This window comes from Paenibacillus pseudetheri, from assembly GCF_924513355.1.
In the GTDB taxonomy this organism is placed as follows: domain Bacteria; phylum Bacillota; class Bacilli; order Paenibacillales; family Paenibacillaceae; genus Paenibacillus_AQ; species Paenibacillus_AQ pseudetheri.
This window is the reverse complement of record NZ_CAKMAB010000003.1, coordinates 116,324-131,873: the sequence shown is the minus strand read 5'-3', so window position 1 is coordinate 131,873 and position 15,550 is coordinate 116,324. Positions and strand designations below refer to the sequence as shown.

Annotated in this window: 16 protein-coding genes; 6 read left to right on the top strand and 10 right to left on the bottom strand. The window is 44.9% G+C overall.

Features of this window, described 5'->3' with window-relative positions; all coding sequences use genetic code 11:
* Positions 1-307: 307 nt before the first annotated feature.
* Both L1028_RS03425 and L1028_RS03420 read right to left on the bottom strand, forming a co-directional pair.
* The gene (locus L1028_RS03425; RefSeq protein ID WP_234531294.1) at positions 308-991 is read right to left on the bottom strand and encodes a hypothetical protein; all 684 of its coding nucleotides are present in this window, start codon (positions 989-991) and stop codon (positions 308-310) included.
* 133 nt (positions 992-1,124) lie between these two features.
* A complete protein-coding gene (locus L1028_RS03420) occupies positions 1,125-2,534 on the bottom strand; it encodes an aminotransferase-like domain-containing protein (protein ID WP_234531293.1) in 1,410 nt (469 codons plus the stop codon).
* Positions 2,535-2,695: 161 nt separating this feature from the next.
* On the opposite strand from L1028_RS03420, the gene L1028_RS03415 reads away from it, so the two are divergent.
* From L1028_RS03415 to glpX, 4 genes are all read left to right on the top strand, one after another.
* The gene (locus tag L1028_RS03415) at positions 2,696-3,628 is read left to right on the top strand and encodes a DMT family transporter (protein ID WP_234531292.1); all 933 of its coding nucleotides are present in this window, start codon (positions 2,696-2,698) and stop codon (positions 3,626-3,628) included.
* Between the two features lie 142 nt (positions 3,629-3,770).
* Positions 3,771-4,427 (top strand): CBS domain-containing protein, encoded by a 657-nt coding sequence (locus L1028_RS03410; protein WP_060621677.1) that lies wholly within the window; start codon positions 3,771-3,773, stop codon positions 4,425-4,427.
* Positions 4,428-4,439: 12 nt separating this feature from the next.
* Entirely contained in the window at positions 4,440-5,246 is an 807-nt protein-coding gene (locus L1028_RS03405) for a pyruvate, water dikinase regulatory protein (RefSeq protein WP_234531291.1), read from the top strand.
* 50 nt (positions 5,247-5,296) lie between these two features.
* Complete coding sequence (gene glpX, locus L1028_RS03400; RefSeq protein ID WP_234531290.1) at positions 5,297-6,292, top strand: class II fructose-bisphosphatase; 996 nt, start codon at positions 5,297-5,299, stop codon at positions 6,290-6,292.
* An 81-nt stretch (positions 6,293-6,373) separates the two neighbouring features.
* Here glpX and L1028_RS03395 read toward each other — a convergent pair whose 3' ends face one another.
* Positions 6,374-7,042, bottom strand: coding sequence for a general stress protein (locus tag L1028_RS03395; protein ID WP_234531283.1), 669 nt, complete (start codon positions 7,040-7,042; stop codon positions 6,374-6,376).
* A gap of 203 nt (positions 7,043-7,245) precedes the next feature.
* Between L1028_RS03395 and L1028_RS03390 the strand changes: the two genes are divergently transcribed.
* Positions 7,246-8,094 (top strand): AraC family transcriptional regulator, encoded by an 849-nt coding sequence (locus tag L1028_RS03390; protein WP_234531281.1) that lies wholly within the window; start codon positions 7,246-7,248, stop codon positions 8,092-8,094.
* A gap of 94 nt (positions 8,095-8,188) precedes the next feature.
* Positions 8,189-9,178 (top strand): aldo/keto reductase, encoded by a 990-nt coding sequence (locus L1028_RS03385; protein WP_423803010.1) that lies wholly within the window; start codon positions 8,189-8,191, stop codon positions 9,176-9,178.
* A 320-nt stretch (positions 9,179-9,498) separates the two neighbouring features.
* Here L1028_RS03385 and L1028_RS03380 read toward each other — a convergent pair whose 3' ends face one another.
* From L1028_RS03380 to L1028_RS03350, 7 genes are all read right to left on the bottom strand, one after another.
* Positions 9,499-10,413: a copper amine oxidase N-terminal domain-containing protein gene (locus L1028_RS03380; RefSeq protein ID WP_234531267.1), complete on the bottom strand. Its 915-nt coding sequence runs from the start codon at positions 10,411-10,413 to the stop codon at positions 9,499-9,501.
* A gap of 435 nt (positions 10,414-10,848) precedes the next feature.
* Positions 10,849-11,049: a hypothetical protein gene (locus tag L1028_RS03375; protein WP_234531266.1), complete on the bottom strand. Its 201-nt coding sequence runs from the start codon at positions 11,047-11,049 to the stop codon at positions 10,849-10,851.
* Between the two features lie 46 nt (positions 11,050-11,095).
* Positions 11,096-11,827: a ZIP family metal transporter gene (locus L1028_RS03370; RefSeq protein WP_234531264.1), complete on the bottom strand. Its 732-nt coding sequence runs from the start codon at positions 11,825-11,827 to the stop codon at positions 11,096-11,098.
* Between the two features lie 168 nt (positions 11,828-11,995).
* A complete protein-coding gene (gene phnE, locus L1028_RS03365) occupies positions 11,996-12,799 on the bottom strand; it encodes a phosphonate ABC transporter, permease protein PhnE (RefSeq protein WP_234531262.1) in 804 nt (267 codons plus the stop codon).
* Positions 12,796-13,587 (bottom strand): phosphonate ABC transporter, permease protein PhnE, encoded by a 792-nt coding sequence (gene phnE, locus L1028_RS03360; protein ID WP_234531261.1) that lies wholly within the window; start codon positions 13,585-13,587, stop codon positions 12,796-12,798. Before phnE (L1028_RS03360) ends, phnE (L1028_RS03365) begins: the two co-directional genes overlap by 4 nt.
* Before the next feature lies 1 nt (position 13,588).
* A complete protein-coding gene (gene phnC, locus L1028_RS03355) occupies positions 13,589-14,371 on the bottom strand; it encodes a phosphonate ABC transporter ATP-binding protein (RefSeq protein ID WP_234531259.1) in 783 nt (260 codons plus the stop codon).
* Between the two features lie 135 nt (positions 14,372-14,506).
* The gene (locus tag L1028_RS03350) at positions 14,507-15,484 is read right to left on the bottom strand and encodes a phosphate/phosphite/phosphonate ABC transporter substrate-binding protein (protein ID WP_234531257.1); all 978 of its coding nucleotides are present in this window, start codon (positions 15,482-15,484) and stop codon (positions 14,507-14,509) included.
* Between the last annotated feature and the right edge of the window lie 66 nt (positions 15,485-15,550).

Here is a 15,550-nt window from a genome sequence, read left to right as displayed (position 1 = left end):
CTCTTCACCTTGATTACCGGCAGCACCTTATATCACTTTCATTACCTAACTTCAGCTGGCTTCACATATTTCTAGCCTCCTTGAAATATGTTTAGGAAAATCCTCCCTCTAATTCGGACTTCATAAGTGAAAATTGAACTTTTTGCGGAATTACTCCCTATAAATGAGCGGATTATTGCCAAAACGGGCAATTCCTGCTGAATTACAGGGGGGATTTCCCTGAATATTGATGATATGGAGTATCAACTCAAACAAATAAGCGGTAGCCCGAATAACTCCCGGGCGACCGCTTCATCACACCAACATTTTATTTCTTTCGCGTTCCACCATCTCTACGACGGTAGAGCACAGCGCCAGCTATCGCTATCAAAACGATAATGACTCCACTGATCCCTACATTCACAAGTGGCAAGGAATCACTGCCCGCAGCTGGTTTTCCCGTAACATCAGCCGGATCATTATTCCCAGCTCCTGATTTCGGTGAATGATTTGATGTTACCTCCGGAGAAGCTGTAGGAGTCCCTGCCGATATACTTGGTCCAAGCTCCTTCAGATCCTCTGATGCCGAGGCAAGCAGCTTTGTTCGACTGCATAAACTGGCCACTAGTTTATCTGATTCTCCTTCTCCATTCGCACTAGCATAGACGATATAACTTTCCCCTTCCACGAATTCAAACCCACAGCTGGCAGACGATAAAGCAGTAGTCAAAGTAACTTGATTCCCCTCGACCCCTTTCCAGCTGGAATCGACTTCAAAGGTTACTTTTACTGGATCCGCAGATGAGATTAGAGTCCCCTTTGGCTCCTTTTTGTCCACTACTTTCCCTGTAAAGACGGCTGAACTTGACTCCATCGCCTCAAGTGGCTCCGCAGGTACAACACAGGAACACGCATAAGTAACGGAAGGATGCACCGTCAGCAAGGCCATAAATATTAACGTTATACTTAGGAACATCATAAGTGGACTACGAAACTTGGCCTTAAACATCATAATAACCTCCTTCTTTACTCTACAGACGGAACAGTAGAAGAAAGTGTTACAACAATTTCCAAACAAGTTGTACTTGTCTAATCTTTTCCCTCCTAATTAGTCTTCATTAGTTCCTCATGTCTAATATACCTACTCATAACCCCCGCGCTATAGCAATCAACCGCTGAATCCCCTCACGTAGCACTCCTTCGCTTGCAAAGGAGTAACTTACTCTAATCCTCGACTTCATCTCACCAAGGGGATCAAATAACTCTCCTGGCACAAAAGCAATCGACTCCGCCATACTTGAGGCAAACAGTCGATCCGCCGAAAGATGGTCCGGCAGCTTCACCCATAAATTCAAGCCCCCTTGCGGAGGTGTCCACTCCCACCCAGTCCCAGCCAGCTCCTCCTCTACAATCTCCTTATGCACCTGAAGCGCAATGCGTAGCTTACCGAGATGCTGTTGCAAACGTGATGACGTGTAGTAATGTAGGAATATTTTCTGGTTAAGCAGCGGAGTACCATTGTCCGCGAGTGATTTGGCCGTGATCAGGCGCTCCATAAACGGATAGCGACAAGCCACCGCGCAGATCCGTAAGCCTGGGGCTACATATTTACTGAAGCTGCTAATATAGATCACCCAACCTTCGGTATCGTAAGCAAAAAAGGGTGGCGGGGGCTCCTCTTCAAAATACATATCGCGGAACGGATCATCTTCGACTAACAGACAGCGATAACGCTCGGCAAGCTCGACCAACAGTTTACGTTGCTGCGCTGGCACCGTATATCCAGTTGGATTATGATGGGTCGGATTGATATAGAACATGCGTGGTTTATGCTTTTTCATCAAAGCTTCAACTTTCTCCAAGTCATAGCCCGTCGGAGTAATCTCCACTGGAATCAACCGTGCCCCCTCCCGGCGAAAAACATCCATGGCCACACTGTAGGTTGGTCGCTCCACAAGCACCGTGTCCATAGGCCCGAGCACAATTCGGGCAATCAGATTGATCGCCTGCTGCGCGCCTGAAGTAATAAGCAACTCTTCCGAGGATAACTGTAACCGATGTTTCTTCCGAAAATGACGACTTAACGTCTCACGTAGCTCTTCATCTCCCTGAACCGAAGAGTATGTTCCCATTACCTTGGGATATAAATCGAACACCTTTTTAACATAGTCGGATAGAAAAAGGTTCGGCAGTAATCCCGGATCAATCAGCGCTTGAGAGAACTGATACTTGGTCGGCACTCTTTGTATATCTGATAGCGGATTAGTGAGCGCATAAGCAGATACTGCGGCACCCTCTTCAATTGAAGGAAGCCCACTTACTGGCGATACGTAATAACCCGATTTATCTTTTACATAAACTTTACCATCCTCTGTCAGCATTCTATACGCTTTGAATACCGTCAGTCGATGTACCTTTAATTCCTCCGCCAGCAGCCGTATAGAAGGAAGCTTATCATGTGCCCCCCACTCCCCTCGCTCCATGCGATTCATTAGAAATTCATATACCTGCCGAAACAAGGGATGATTATGCTCCACGCTCGCTGACTTTTTCACCTCACTGCAACTCCTCTCCGAACAACTCCTATTTACAGTATTGTACACGATTTTCGAAGTCATCTGTTCTATTCAACATCATCTGTTCTGTGTTCTCCCCTATATGATTAACGGACTGGTTCAAGGATCGCTATATACACACACTAAAGGGGACTTTCAAAATGATCTTATTCGCTTATGCACTTGTATGTCTGATCTTCGGCACGACCTTTCTAGCTATCAAAATCGGTGTGGATGCCGGTGCGCCGCCCTTCTTTTCAGCAGGCTTGCGATTTTTTGTTGCAGGCGCTGTTCTATTTCTATGGATGGTCTGGAAACGAAAGGCTAGCTTCTCCCTGCTCCTGCGTAAAGAAATGCTCTTCACCGGATCTGCGTTAACCTTTGGCACCTTTGCAGGTCTCTACTGGGCTGAACAATATGTATCTTCCGGGTTAGCAGCTGTACTCTCTGCCACGGGTCCGATCATGATTCTGTTGCTCCAAACTTCTATTCTTCGTCAAAAAGCACCTGCCATCTCCCTATATGGTTGTATCATCGGATTGACTGGCGTACTGCTGCTCGTTCTTCCTAATCTTGTCGTTGATATTTCACCGTTATGGCTCATCGGCTGCGCAGCTGTCCTCATTGGGGAATGCTGTTACGCAATAGGTGCGATTTATTCTAAAAAAGTAATCAACAGTATGCCTGAGGTCTCTCCAATCGCACTAAATGCAGCCCAAATGATGTATGGTGGAGTGTTGTTATTCATTCTTTCCTTAGCCACCGAAAATGTACATCCTGAGTTTCTGCTTTCTTACGAGACTGCAGGCTCACTGCTTTATCTAATCGTAATCGGCTCTATGGTCGGCCATTCGTTGTTCTACTGGCTCGTCGCTAAAACAAATCCTGTGTTTCCTTCTACCTGGCTCTATATCTCTCCACCAATTGCCGTAGGGGTTGGCTTTTTCTTTTATAATGAAGCCGTGAATTGGGTTACGATCCTCGGTGTATTCACTATCATTGCTGGGACCATCCTGGTCAATGCTGACGCCTTGAAGCAATTAATGCTAAAGCGTAGGGTCAGCACATCTGCGTCAAAAAAAATGAATATATGACGTACTATATATTGCATTTATGACCACTATTGCGTATTATATAACCAAATTAAATTAAAAACATCTATATATGACTCATATATGAAAGGAGGATTCGCTTAACGGCGCTTCTTTTCTAAAGAGGAATGCCTTTTTATCTGAAGTGGAGGGAATTGCGATCGAACTGACATCACGTCAACTAGAAATCATTGATATTGTGAACAAAAGAGCTCCGATTACCGGCGAACAGATTGCCGAATGTCTGAACTTAACACGGCCAACGATTCGCTCCGATCTCTCTGTTCTGGTTATGCTCAAATATATCGATGCTAAACCTAAAGTCGGTTACTTCCCAGGACTCAAATCATCTAATCGTCTGGGAAGCAATTATTTGTTACAGGAGACAAAGGTAAAAGAGATTCAAAGTGTACCTATTATTATCCGTGAGACTACTACGGTTCAAGATGCCGTAGTTACGCTATTTCTACAGGATGTTGGTACCCTTATTATTTGTGACGAAGAGGGCAAACTCACCGGTGTTGCTTCACGTAAGGATTTTCTAAAGGTAACCCTTGGCAATCCGGGTGCTGTCTCCATGCCCGTAAGCATGGTCATGACACGCCAGCCCAAAGTAGTCACAACTTCACCAGATGAGACGGTGCTTGATGCCGCACATAAAATGATTTTTCACGAGGTAGATAGTTTACCGGTAGTAGTCCCCAGCGCCACAGAAGACAGTGGTACGAAACTGGATGTCATAGGACGTTTGACGAAAACTGCTATCGTAAAACTTCTCCTCGAACTTGAAGCCAAAGGATAACAGGAGGAATTCATGAGCATCGAGCAATCTTCCAACCTAATAACGATCTGCTCAGATTCTATAGGAGATACGGCGGAAGCTGTCGTGCAGGCCGTTATTCACCAATTCCAGAATCAGCAGATCACCATCAAAAGATACGGGAACATTAGACACGAAGAGGAGCTCCGGAAGCTTATGGAAGAAGCCGCCCAGCATCAAGGTTTTGTCGTCTATACGCTGGTGCAGCCGGAGCTAAGAGAAATGATTAAAGAAGAGGCCGTACGGCTTGACCTTCGGATCGTCGATATCATGGGCCCCATGATGCAAGCTTTCATCGATACGTTTGACGATGCTCCACAGCAGCGACCGGGTCTGTTGCACCAGCTTGATGAGAACTATTTCCGCCGCATGGAGGCTATCGAATTCACAGTTGCCTGTGATGATGGCCGTGATCTCGGCGCTATGCTGAAGGCCGATATCGTTCTGCTAGGGATGTCACGTACTTCGAAGACACCACTTAGTATCTTTTTGGCCCATCGGGGAAAAAAGGTCGTTAACTATCCGATTATTCCGGAAATTGCTCCTCCGCAGGAGCTGTTAAGCTTGCCAACGAACCGACTGATCGGACTAACTATGAAGCCGGAGTATATGCTGAAAATTCGCTCCGAGCGGCTGAAGGTGCTTGGGTTACCGACTGGCTCCCAATATGCAAGTCTGGAGCGGATTACAGAGGAGATGGAATATGCCTCTTCCCTGTTCAATAAGCTAGGCTGTCCTGTAATCGATATTACCGACAAAGCTATAGAAGAAACTGCTGGTATTATTATGGGTTATATCTAACATTCATTCGGATTATTAACTAAAAATTAGATTTACTGGGGGGAATTGGAATGGATCGCGAACTGGCTCTTGAGATTGTACGGGTAACTGAACTAGGTGCATTATCCTCAGCTCGCTGGATCGGGCGGGGAGATAAAAATGCGGCAGATGATGCAGCCACGACTGCCATCCGCTCCATGTTTGATTCTGTCTCCATCGACGGAACGGTCGTCATTGGTGAAGGAGAAATGGATGATGCTCCAATGCTCTATATTGGCGAGAAAGTCGGGAATCAAAAGGGTCCTTCTGTCGATGTAGCCGTCGATCCTCTGGAAGGCACTGAGGTGGTAGCCTGTGGTCTACACAATGCCCAATCCGTGATTGCTATAGCAGATAAGGGCAGCCTGCTGCATGCTCCAGATATTTATATGGAGAAACTTGCTTGCGGTCCTGAGCTTGCTGGGAAGCTTAGTCTCGAAGATCCTGTAGAGGTCACTCTCCAGAAAGCATGCCACTACAGTGGCAAGTCCCTCTCCGAGCTAACCGTAATGGTTCTTGACCGCAAACGGCATGAGCAGCTCATTCATAGCCTTCGTGAAGCGGGTGTACGGATTAAGCTGCTAGGTCACGGAGATGTAGCTGGCGCTATTGCGGCTGCACTGCCGGATAGCGATGTCGATTTGTACATGGGCTCGGGCGGAGCACCTGAAGGCGTCCTTGCCGCTGCCGCACTGAAATGTCTTGGCGGAGAAATGCAGGGCCGTTTGCTTCCCGATGGACCTCTTGAGCAGCAGCGCTGTGTGCGTATGGGAATTTCCAATCCTACGCGAGTGTTATACATGGAGGATTTGGTTGGCACAGGTGACGTACTCTTTGCCGCCACTGGCGTAACCTCAGGTGAATTCCTGAACGGTGTCCGTTTTATTGGCAAAGAACGAGCCGAGACACATTCAGTCATCATGCGGGCACAGAGTCGAACGATCCGCTACATCCGTAGTATTCATTTCCTGCCTGGCAAAGAAATACCGGATGGACTAACCGTTAGACAGAATGTTGCCTCTTTATAAAACCACAAAAAACAGGCTATCTCACCAGCTCACCCATGGCTAGTGAAATAGTCTGTTTTTTACGATATAACTAATCTTAACTTATTTATTTCTAATACGCTCACTCGCTAAGGTATCCATGGCATCCAAGGTTCCTGTAGCTTGAGCTAGATTTCTCGCCTCTTGTTGATCAGCGGCCCGGAGCTCATCGCTTTCCTTTACACTGCCATCATAGTTTCTATTCTCAGCTGTATTTATATTCGCGATATCCTCAAAACGGTCTGAGTTCAGACTATTATGCTGTACGAAGATCCGCTTCACTTCTTCCTCCTTCCGCTCACCCTCCACATCCACCATTACAAGAATATGGCCTTCATCTACGTAGTTATCGTAACGTTTGGCTTCCTCTTCAGGAATGCCAAGTCCAATAAGACCGCCAACTAATCCACCGCTGCCTGCACCTATTGCCGCTCCAGCCAGCGTTGCCGCAAGCGGTCCCGCTGCGATAATCGGTCCAATACCCGGAATAGCCAAAGCGCCTATCCCCATCAGTAGCCCTGTTAATCCACCCAATAGACCACCGGTAGCTGCACCAGTAGCTATTCCTTCCGGCGCTTGGGTCCCTGATTCATCTCTAAGCGTATCCTCACTCTCGTTATTTCTCGCGATAATTGAAATGTCCTCCGTCCTGCAGCCTTGACGTTTCAACTCTTCAATAGCCCTCGAAGCTTCGTATTCGGCAGCAAAAACACCTACTATTCTCTTATTCATCTCCATTACCTCCTAGTGATCGAAGTTAGCTCATACGTTCAGCTTCATAGCTTACTTAACCAAACTGAGCTGGGATAAACTTCTATCACAGAAATTCGCAAACCATTCCAGGTAATGTTCCCACTAAAATATGCTGTATAATAAAAGAAAGTGGGCAAAATCACCCTTAGTTAACTCTATAAAAGAAAGAGACGGAAGCGATCATGGCGATATTTAATTATAATTCTGAGCGTCCCTTCAGAGGAAATCCCGATCTGCATCTCCATTACTGGGGGCGGGAGCAGTGTCTACCTGGGCATTTTTTCGGACCCGGGGTTCGTGACGTTTACAAAATACATTTCATTCATGAGGGAATGGGAAAGGTATCTGTGGGTGAACAGACCCATATCCTGCAAGCGGGACAAGCTTTTCTTACCTACCCTCATATCGTTACTTCTTATGCAGCGGACCTGACCAATCCCTGGATCTATTCCTGGGTAGCCTTTACCGGAGAACAGGTATCATATATTTTATCCAAAACCTCCTTGTCCCCTGAGCAGCCAATCTTCCCGATGGATGAAAAGCTTATGCCTAATCTCTACGAACGCCTGACAGAAGCAGCCGACACTTCGGATTGTCTTGACCTGCCGCTAAAAGCGATTATGTATGATTTTTTCTCCCTCTTGCTACAAGCGGTGCCAGCTGTTCCGGATGTACTTCCTTTACCGCGTCAAAAGAGTATTTACGTCGAGCAAAGTCTCCACTTTTTGCATACACATTATTGTGAGAACATTTCGGTGGAAATGCTGTCTTCTTCTCTCAAGCTGGATCGCAAATATTTATCTTCCTTGTTCAAACGGACCATTGGTATGCCACCACAACAGTATTTATTGAATTACCGAATCGCTAAAGCATGCGAGCTTCTGACAGAAACCCTCTGTACTATCGGTGAGATCTCGCGTTCCGTCGGCTATCAGGACCCCTTACTCTTTTCGCGGATGTTCAAGAAGGTGAAAGGTTGTTCCCCAAAAGAATACCGTGTCCGTCATCTCGAAAATGACATTGTGCTATAAACTTCTTCCTTGCTGACATACGTTTGTCCGGGATCTTTCGCTACAATAAGGACGTAACATAATCAGAAATAAACCTTTTTAGGAGGAAATAATGATGTATAACGCAAGCGCTACCAGATATGACAATATGAAATATAACCGCACTGGAAAAAGCGGTCTACTCCTTCCGGCGATCTCGCTAGGACTTTGGCATAACTTTGGCGGAAACGACTTATTCGAGAATGGTCGCGCCATGGCAAGAAGAGCTTTCGATCTTGGAATCACTCATTTTGATCTCGCTAATAACTACGGTCCCCCAGCTGGCTCCGCAGAAGAAAGCTTTGGTCAAATCCTTAAGAAGGATCTTGCTCCTTATCGTGATGAAATGGTCATCTCTACTAAGGCTGGATATTATATGTGGGCCGGTCCTTATGGCGAATGGGGCTCCAAGAAATATCTCGTCTCCAGTCTAGACCAAAGCTTGAAACGTATGGGCCTTGATTATGTAGATATTTTCTATCACCACCGTCCAGATCCGAATACACCACTGGAAGAGACTATGGCTGCGCTGGATCTTATTGTACGTCAAGGTAAAGCGCTGTATGTTGGGATTTCGAATTACAGCCCTGAACAGACACGCGAAGCGGCACAAATTCTTCGTCGACTAGGAACGCCATGCCTGATTCATCAACCTAACTACTCCATGATGTCCCGCTGGATTGAAGATGGCTTGCAGGATGTATTAGCTGAGGAAGGTATCGGTTCGATTGTGTTCTCCCCACTACAAGGAGGCATTCTGACCGACCGCTATCTAAACGGAATCGCTCCTGATTCTCGTGCTGCTGGACCTAGTGTATTCCTGTCCGAGAATGCTATTACTGAAGAGGCGATCGGCAAAGTTCGTAAACTGAACGAGATTGCTGCTGCACGTGGACAAAAAATGTCTCAGCTAGCGTTGTCTTGGGTACTCCGCGAAGGTAAAGTCACTTCTGCTCTGATCGGCGCAAGTAAAGTGAGCCAGATTGAAGATGCTGTCGCTTCCTTGAATGCACCGGAGCTAAGCGCAGAAGAGCTGGAGCAAATCGAGACGATTTTGCGAGGATAATTATAGATTAAACCATAAAGACGGCCAATGAGGTCAGGCAGCTTAAGCTGCTCTGGCACTTCATTGGCCGTTTTTTTAAACATTTTAGATTAGGAGATCAATTGCACTCATTAGCATGACAACCATTTCCTGACGAGAAATTGCCAGGTGCAAACTTCTGCGCACAGCGTTTATAACAGAGTTCAATTCAAGTACTACATTATCTGGCACGTCCGTTTTCTCACCTCATTACAGTATATAAATGAAGTCAACTTTAAAGTCAAAATAAAAAGCCTACTCCGAAGAATAGGCTTGATTGAAAGATATTTATGTTCGAGTTCCTAGTCTACATAGGCTTCTGACAGTATATAAGTGCTACTGTTATAGGTCTCTACATCATATGAAAAATAGACGTAAACAGTACTGAGAGCATTAAAGTCTTTCGGCTGAAAAGAGAAGCTGAAACGTTGGAAGTACTCATTTTTATCACTGATAAGCCCAACCTCAATATCAGAAAGTTTAGCATTCTGTAAAGCCTTTGCAAAGGAATTGAGAGTTGATGCCGAATTCGCTTTTTTTGTGCCTGTTATCAAATCAGAATAATTATTTATAAAGTAGTCATCACCCAAAGAAGTTCCCGAATTCTCACGAGAAGTGGATACATTTTTCGATAAATAAGCGGCGTAGTTGGAAGTATCTCCACTTAATAGGGAATCTCCGTACATTTTAAGAAGAATCACAGCTTGTTCCTTTAATTTGCTAGTCATTTGTGATGTAGTTCCAGAAAGTACCTTGATATCACTAGAAGTCGATGATGTGCTTGTACTTGGAGATGTGACTGGAGTCGACGATGTGCTTGTACTTGGAGATGTGACTGGAGTCGATGATGTGCTTGTACTTGGAGATGTGACTGGAGATGTGACTGGAGTCGTCGCATCATTATAAGGAATCCCGTTTGCGGAACCACTATCCAGTGAAATCACTTGTGTTGCGCTGTTCAACGACAAGTTGACACCAAGAGCCTCTGCTGTAGAACGTAGTGGTAGATAGGTAGTACCGTTGTAGACAAGCGCGGAGAGATTCTTTCCATTACTATCTTTTGGTTGCCATGAATCACCATCAACTTTAAACTTGATATTTGAATTTAAAGCGGCTTGAATCTTTGTGATACCATTTGCTGCTCCCGCTCCAACTACCCCGAACACTAAGCTGCATACTACTAATGAACTGATGAATACGGACTTCTTCACTTGCATAGACATATTTCCCCCTAGATGTAATTGATGTATCCCTTAGTATGTAGAACATTAGGTTACCCGTTGGGTTACTAATGGATTATCTCAGTACGATTCTTCTGAACCAAATAACTTTTTCATACCGTTCGCTGAATACTCTCACAACCTTCTTCAAAAAAGGAGTTCCTGTAGTAGAATGAAAACCGCAGACAATCTTCTCCTCATTAAATATGTATTCAATGGAAATACTTACCTATAGTAAGACATAATCTAACAAATAACAATGTATTTTTTAATATACACCACGTTATTTTCGACTTTCATCCACTTTCTTCAACATAACAATCATTGCGATGAACACCAACACCCGTTCACTCCGACATCCAGTGCAATCTGCAAATTATGTTGATGTACATATTTTACATATAAGAAGGGAATAGAACCGCAAAACCACCATCACCAACATAAGAATAATAAGGATACTGGCAAGAGTAGAGAGACATTGATCGCTTCCAGCGCAGCCGTTACACCATAGAGCACAGCAGACAACGCCAAAAAGGAACGGGTATAAAAATACCCCGCTCCTATAGATCCAGCAACGATAAAAATAAGTAAGGTGTAAAAAGGTAGCTTTTCAAGTTTATGTGTTGTCATCATAACTACTCTTGTTCGACAGGATTCACTGGAATCCCTTCTATCCTACTCACCCAAAGATCTGCGTGATATACACCATAATTAATAATCCAAAGATAAACGAATACGTCGAAGGCCGTTCGTAACCATGACCATGACTCTCTGGAATAAGTTCCTTGTAGACGATGAATAGCATAGCCCCGGCGGCAAAAGCAAGACCATAGCCCACAACATTCTGTAGGTAACTCGCCGTAAAATACCCAATAACCGCAGATACCATCTCCATAAGTCCGGTAAGCGTAACGATTCCCAAGGCTTTTAACTTAGTTGTTCTAGAGTTCATCAGAAAGACTGCGAGAATCAATCCTTCAGGCATATTTTGTGCACCAATCGCTATGGCCACGGTAGGACCCAGACTGGCTTGTTCACTGGCATAACTGAATCCCGTACTAAGACCTTCTGGTATATTGTGAATGAACAACGCAATCAAAACGAGCAGCGCCTTGGAATCCATATTAGTGTATCCGGGTTTATTCTCCACGTCGATATGCGGGATGTTATTTTCAATTAAATCAAGCAGGAGAACTCCTGTAATCAGGCCCAAGGTTAATGCGATAATCCCCGATTCTTTAATCGCCTGCGGCATGAGTCCAAATGTAGAAGCCGATACCATTATACCTGCAGTAAAAGCAACGAGAACGTCCTTCCATTTCTCAGATAGCCTCTTCACAAACAGGATCGGAAACGCTCCAAGAACCGTAGCCATTGCTGATACAAAGCTGCCAATAAGCGCTGTTTCCAAGCTTTCAACTCCTTTGGTACAAGTTCGGATAGACCAACATATGTTAACACAAAAAGTATTATTACCTCTATATAGCTTTTCCGAATGATACGCTAATCATAAAAGACCCCCATAGGCTCGATTCATACCTAAGGAGGTCTTTGTCTAACATGTAATTATGCGATTCCGTTACACTAGCTTCTTCCGAATCATGCCGGAAATCAGATCAATAATCGTAATCATCGCAATGATGCCTAGTAGTATAATCCCGACACGGTCCCAATTCCGTGAACTGAGTGCAAAGATTAACGGTGTGCCAATCCCCCCTGCCCCAATTACACCCAAAATCGTAGCCGAGCGGACGTTAATTTCGAACCTGTATAAAGTGTAGGATAGAAATCCTGGCAATACCTGTGGCACAACAGCAAACCATAACACCTGAATACGGCTGGCACCTGAAGAAATTAAAGCCTCAAGTGGACCGTTATCAATATTCTCAATCTCATCCGCGAACAATTTGCCGAGCATGCCGACGGAATGCAGTCCTAGAGCCAGTACGCCCGCAAATGAACCCGGCCCTACAGCCTTGATGAACAACAAAGCCATAATGATCTCAGGGAATGTCCGTATAAAGCTTAACATCAGCTTGCCGGAGCCCGAAATCGCCTTTCCCTTACTCATGTTGACCGCAGCCCAAAAAGCAAATGGGATACATATGAAGGTCGAGATAAAAGTTCCTAAAATTGAAATAGCTAACGTCTCAAGCAATCCTCGAAGCAGATCCTCCCCATCTGGTAAATAAACGAAGGCCCAGTCAGGAGAGAATATCCCGGCAAAGATTGCCTTAGTAATGATCCCGGCGGTTTCTTTAAATCCATTAAACGGAACTCCCGAAAAAGCCCAAATGTACACTGCCGCTAATGCTACATAAATCAGCCATCGGAAACGATTTTTACGAGGTTTGGGGACTAGGGTATTCCATGATTTACTCATATTAATTTCTCCCGCAGCTTAGTGCTTACATAATCAATAATCAATACTACTGCTAATGTGAACAAGATGATGGTGCAAGTCTTATCGTATTCCAAGAAGCCTAATGTCACTTCATAGTAGTGGCCGATTCCACCTGCTCCTACCAATCCCAAAACTGCTGCAGCGCGGACATTAATCTCAAAAGCATACAGCACATACGACATGAAATGAGCCTGTACCTGCGGAATGACGCCGAACATAATTCGTTGCGTCTTATTCGCTCCGACTGAAGTCATGGCTTCCAAAGGTCCCTGTTCAATCGTCTCCAACGATTCATAGGTAAGCTTGGCGATTAGCCCCAGCGAAAATACCGTCAAAGCAAATATTCCCGGGAGCGCACCAAGTCCAAAAATGGCGACAAAGATAGAAGCCAGCAGCAGATCGGGAATGGTGCGGATCAAATTCAGCAGCATACGCACTGGATAACGAAGCCATCGGCTTTGTGTAATATTACTTGCGCACAGCAGCGCAACGGGAACCGCGAGAATGGCACCAAACGTTGTACCGACCAATGCCATCCGGATCGTCTCCAGCATCGCATCTATAATATTGTCAAAATACCCCCAGTTTGGAGGGAACATTTCCTTAAGCAGATCCAGCATATTCGGCAGGCCGGAGATCAGTTCACCGATGGATGAATCGGTCAAAACCGCACTTCTCCACAGTAATACTACTAATATAATGGCTGTAAAATAATGTTTTATCTTCCTTGGCGGTTTGGGATGTAGCTTCTCTGCATTTGCACTCATATCACATGCCTCCGCTTACAGGCTCACCTAACAACTCATCCTGATAAATCGGTCTTCCGTATATCTCAGCAAACTTCTCATCGGTTGCCTCCGATACCGGACCATCGAAGACCACTTCTCCTGCCCGGAGCCCAATAATCCGGGTAGCATATTCTCTAGCGAGATCGATAAAATGCAAGTTCACGATAGTGGTAATCCCAAACTCCACATTAATCTTTTTCAAATCATCCATAACCTGCTTGGTCGTGAGCGGATCCAGTGAAGCGACAGGTTCATCTGCAAGGATAATTTGCGCCTCCTGCGCAAGAACACGAGCAATAGCCACTCGCTGTTGCTGACCTCCAGATAGTTGATCTGCACGGGTGTAGGCCTTCTCAGCGATATTGACCCGATCGAGCGACTCAAAGGCTAAATCGATATCTTTTTGCGGGAATTTACCGAGTATCGTCCGTATGGTGGAATGATAGCCCACCCGTCCTGCCAATACATTACGAAGCACAGTCGTACGTTTCACTAAGTTGAAACTTTGAAAGATCATTCCGATATTCCTGCGAATCATTCGTAGCTGGCTTCCCTTCGCCTTCGTGATGGACTGCCCATTTATAAGAATATCGCCTTCCGAAATATCATGAAGCCGGTTAATGGAACGCAGCAAGGTTGACTTCCCTGCTCCAGAAAGACCAACAATAGCTACAAATTCCCCAGCTGGAATAGTCAGATTAATGTTGTTTAAGCCTTTAGTTCCGTTTTGATATGTCTTGGATACATTCTGAAGCTTTATCATGAAATCATTCCTTTGTGTGTTTTCGTATAATCGTATAAAAGAGAAAGAGATAGCCAGATCCGGGGGGGAATCCGGAGCTGGCTATCCTTAATGCCTGTTATACACCAACATCGTTGTATCCTTGAACGGCTTGGACTACTCTGTTTTTACTTTATTGTTGTATTCACGAACAATGTCAAAGTTGCTATCTTGTGACTTCACATAACCTTCATGAGAATAAATTTCTTTAACAATCTCATGTCCTTCTGTGTCAGCTGCGATATCAATGAACGCCTGCTGAATTTTCTCCATCCATTCCTTATTCATATCTGAACGGACCGAAATCGTATCATTAGGGATTTTATCCGTAAAGGCAAGAACACGGGTATCTTCAAATACTTTCGGATAATCCTTAATGACAATATTCCGGGCATCTTGGAAAATAGCTGCTGCATCTACGTCACCGTTCAGCACAGCGAGTACGCCTTGGTCATGTCCCTTGACCGTAATGGCTTGTACATCCTTCAACGGATCAAGTCCCGCATCCATCAGTGTTGCTGCCGGCCATACAAATCCTGCAGAGGATGTAACGTTTTGATAAGCGATTTTTTTGCCTTTCAAATCGGCCACGGATTGGATGGCAGAATCTTTCTTAACGATAATCATAGATTTATAGAAATCAGCTAATTCATCTGTTGGAGCGCCAGTTTCATCATTTACACCAAAACGTTGGGCTTGAAGAATAACTTCAGCAGCTCCTTTTTCTTTGGCCAATACGTAAGCTGTTGGAGGAAGGAAACCTACATCCACCTTTTTGGAAGCCATAGCTTCGATAACAGTGTTGTAATCAGTAGAGACACTTACTTCTACAGGAATACCGAGTTTATCACCCAGTAATTTTTCAAGAGGTTTCGCCTTAGCTTCGAGCGTATCCGCATTTTGGGAAGGGACAAATTGTACTGTGAGCTTCTCAGGAACATAACCCTCTGCTACAGGAGCTGCCGTTTCCTTCGGTGCATTTGTTGCATCTGTCGATCCTTGGTTTGCAGTATTAGTAGTGTTGTTAGCACCACAACCACTAAGCAATGTAATAGACATCATTAGCGGCAATACGAACTTACTTATTTTTCTCAAACGAAAGACCTCCACTGTTTTCTTTTTTTTAGTACTTCTAGACTATAAAGTTTTTCTATTAAATCT

Excerpts from the sequence above, each read along its gene's own strand:
- L1028_RS03425 (WP_234531294.1), bottom strand. The coding sequence starts at position 991 with ATGATGTTTAAGGCCAAGTTTCGTAGTCCACTTATGATGTTCCTAAGT.
- L1028_RS03415 (WP_234531292.1), top strand. The coding sequence starts at position 2,696 with ATGATCTTATTCGCTTATGCACTTGTATGTCTGATCTTCGGCACGACC.
- L1028_RS03405 (WP_234531291.1), top strand. The coding sequence starts at position 4,440 with ATGAGCATCGAGCAATCTTCCAACCTAATAACGATCTGCTCAGATTCT.
- glpX (WP_234531290.1), top strand. The coding sequence starts at position 5,297 with ATGGATCGCGAACTGGCTCTTGAGATTGTACGGGTAACTGAACTAGGT.
- L1028_RS03395 (WP_234531283.1), bottom strand. The coding sequence starts at position 7,042 with ATGAATAAGAGAATAGTAGGTGTTTTTGCTGCCGAATACGAAGCTTCG.
- L1028_RS03390 (WP_234531281.1), top strand. The coding sequence starts at position 7,246 with ATGGCGATATTTAATTATAATTCTGAGCGTCCCTTCAGAGGAAATCCC.
- L1028_RS03385 (WP_423803010.1), top strand. The coding sequence starts at position 8,189 with ATGTATAACGCAAGCGCTACCAGATATGACAATATGAAATATAACCGC.
- L1028_RS03380 (WP_234531267.1), bottom strand. The coding sequence starts at position 10,413 with ATGCAAGTGAAGAAGTCCGTATTCATCAGTTCATTAGTAGTATGCAGC.
- L1028_RS03375 (WP_234531266.1), bottom strand. The coding sequence starts at position 11,049 with ATGATGACAACACATAAACTTGAAAAGCTACCTTTTTACACCTTACTT.
- phnE (WP_234531262.1), bottom strand. The coding sequence starts at position 12,799 with ATGAGTAAATCATGGAATACCCTAGTCCCCAAACCTCGTAAAAATCGT.
- phnE (WP_234531261.1), bottom strand. The coding sequence starts at position 13,587 with ATGAGTGCAAATGCAGAGAAGCTACATCCCAAACCGCCAAGGAAGATA.
- phnC (WP_234531259.1), bottom strand. The coding sequence starts at position 14,371 with ATGATAAAGCTTCAGAATGTATCCAAGACATATCAAAACGGAACTAAA.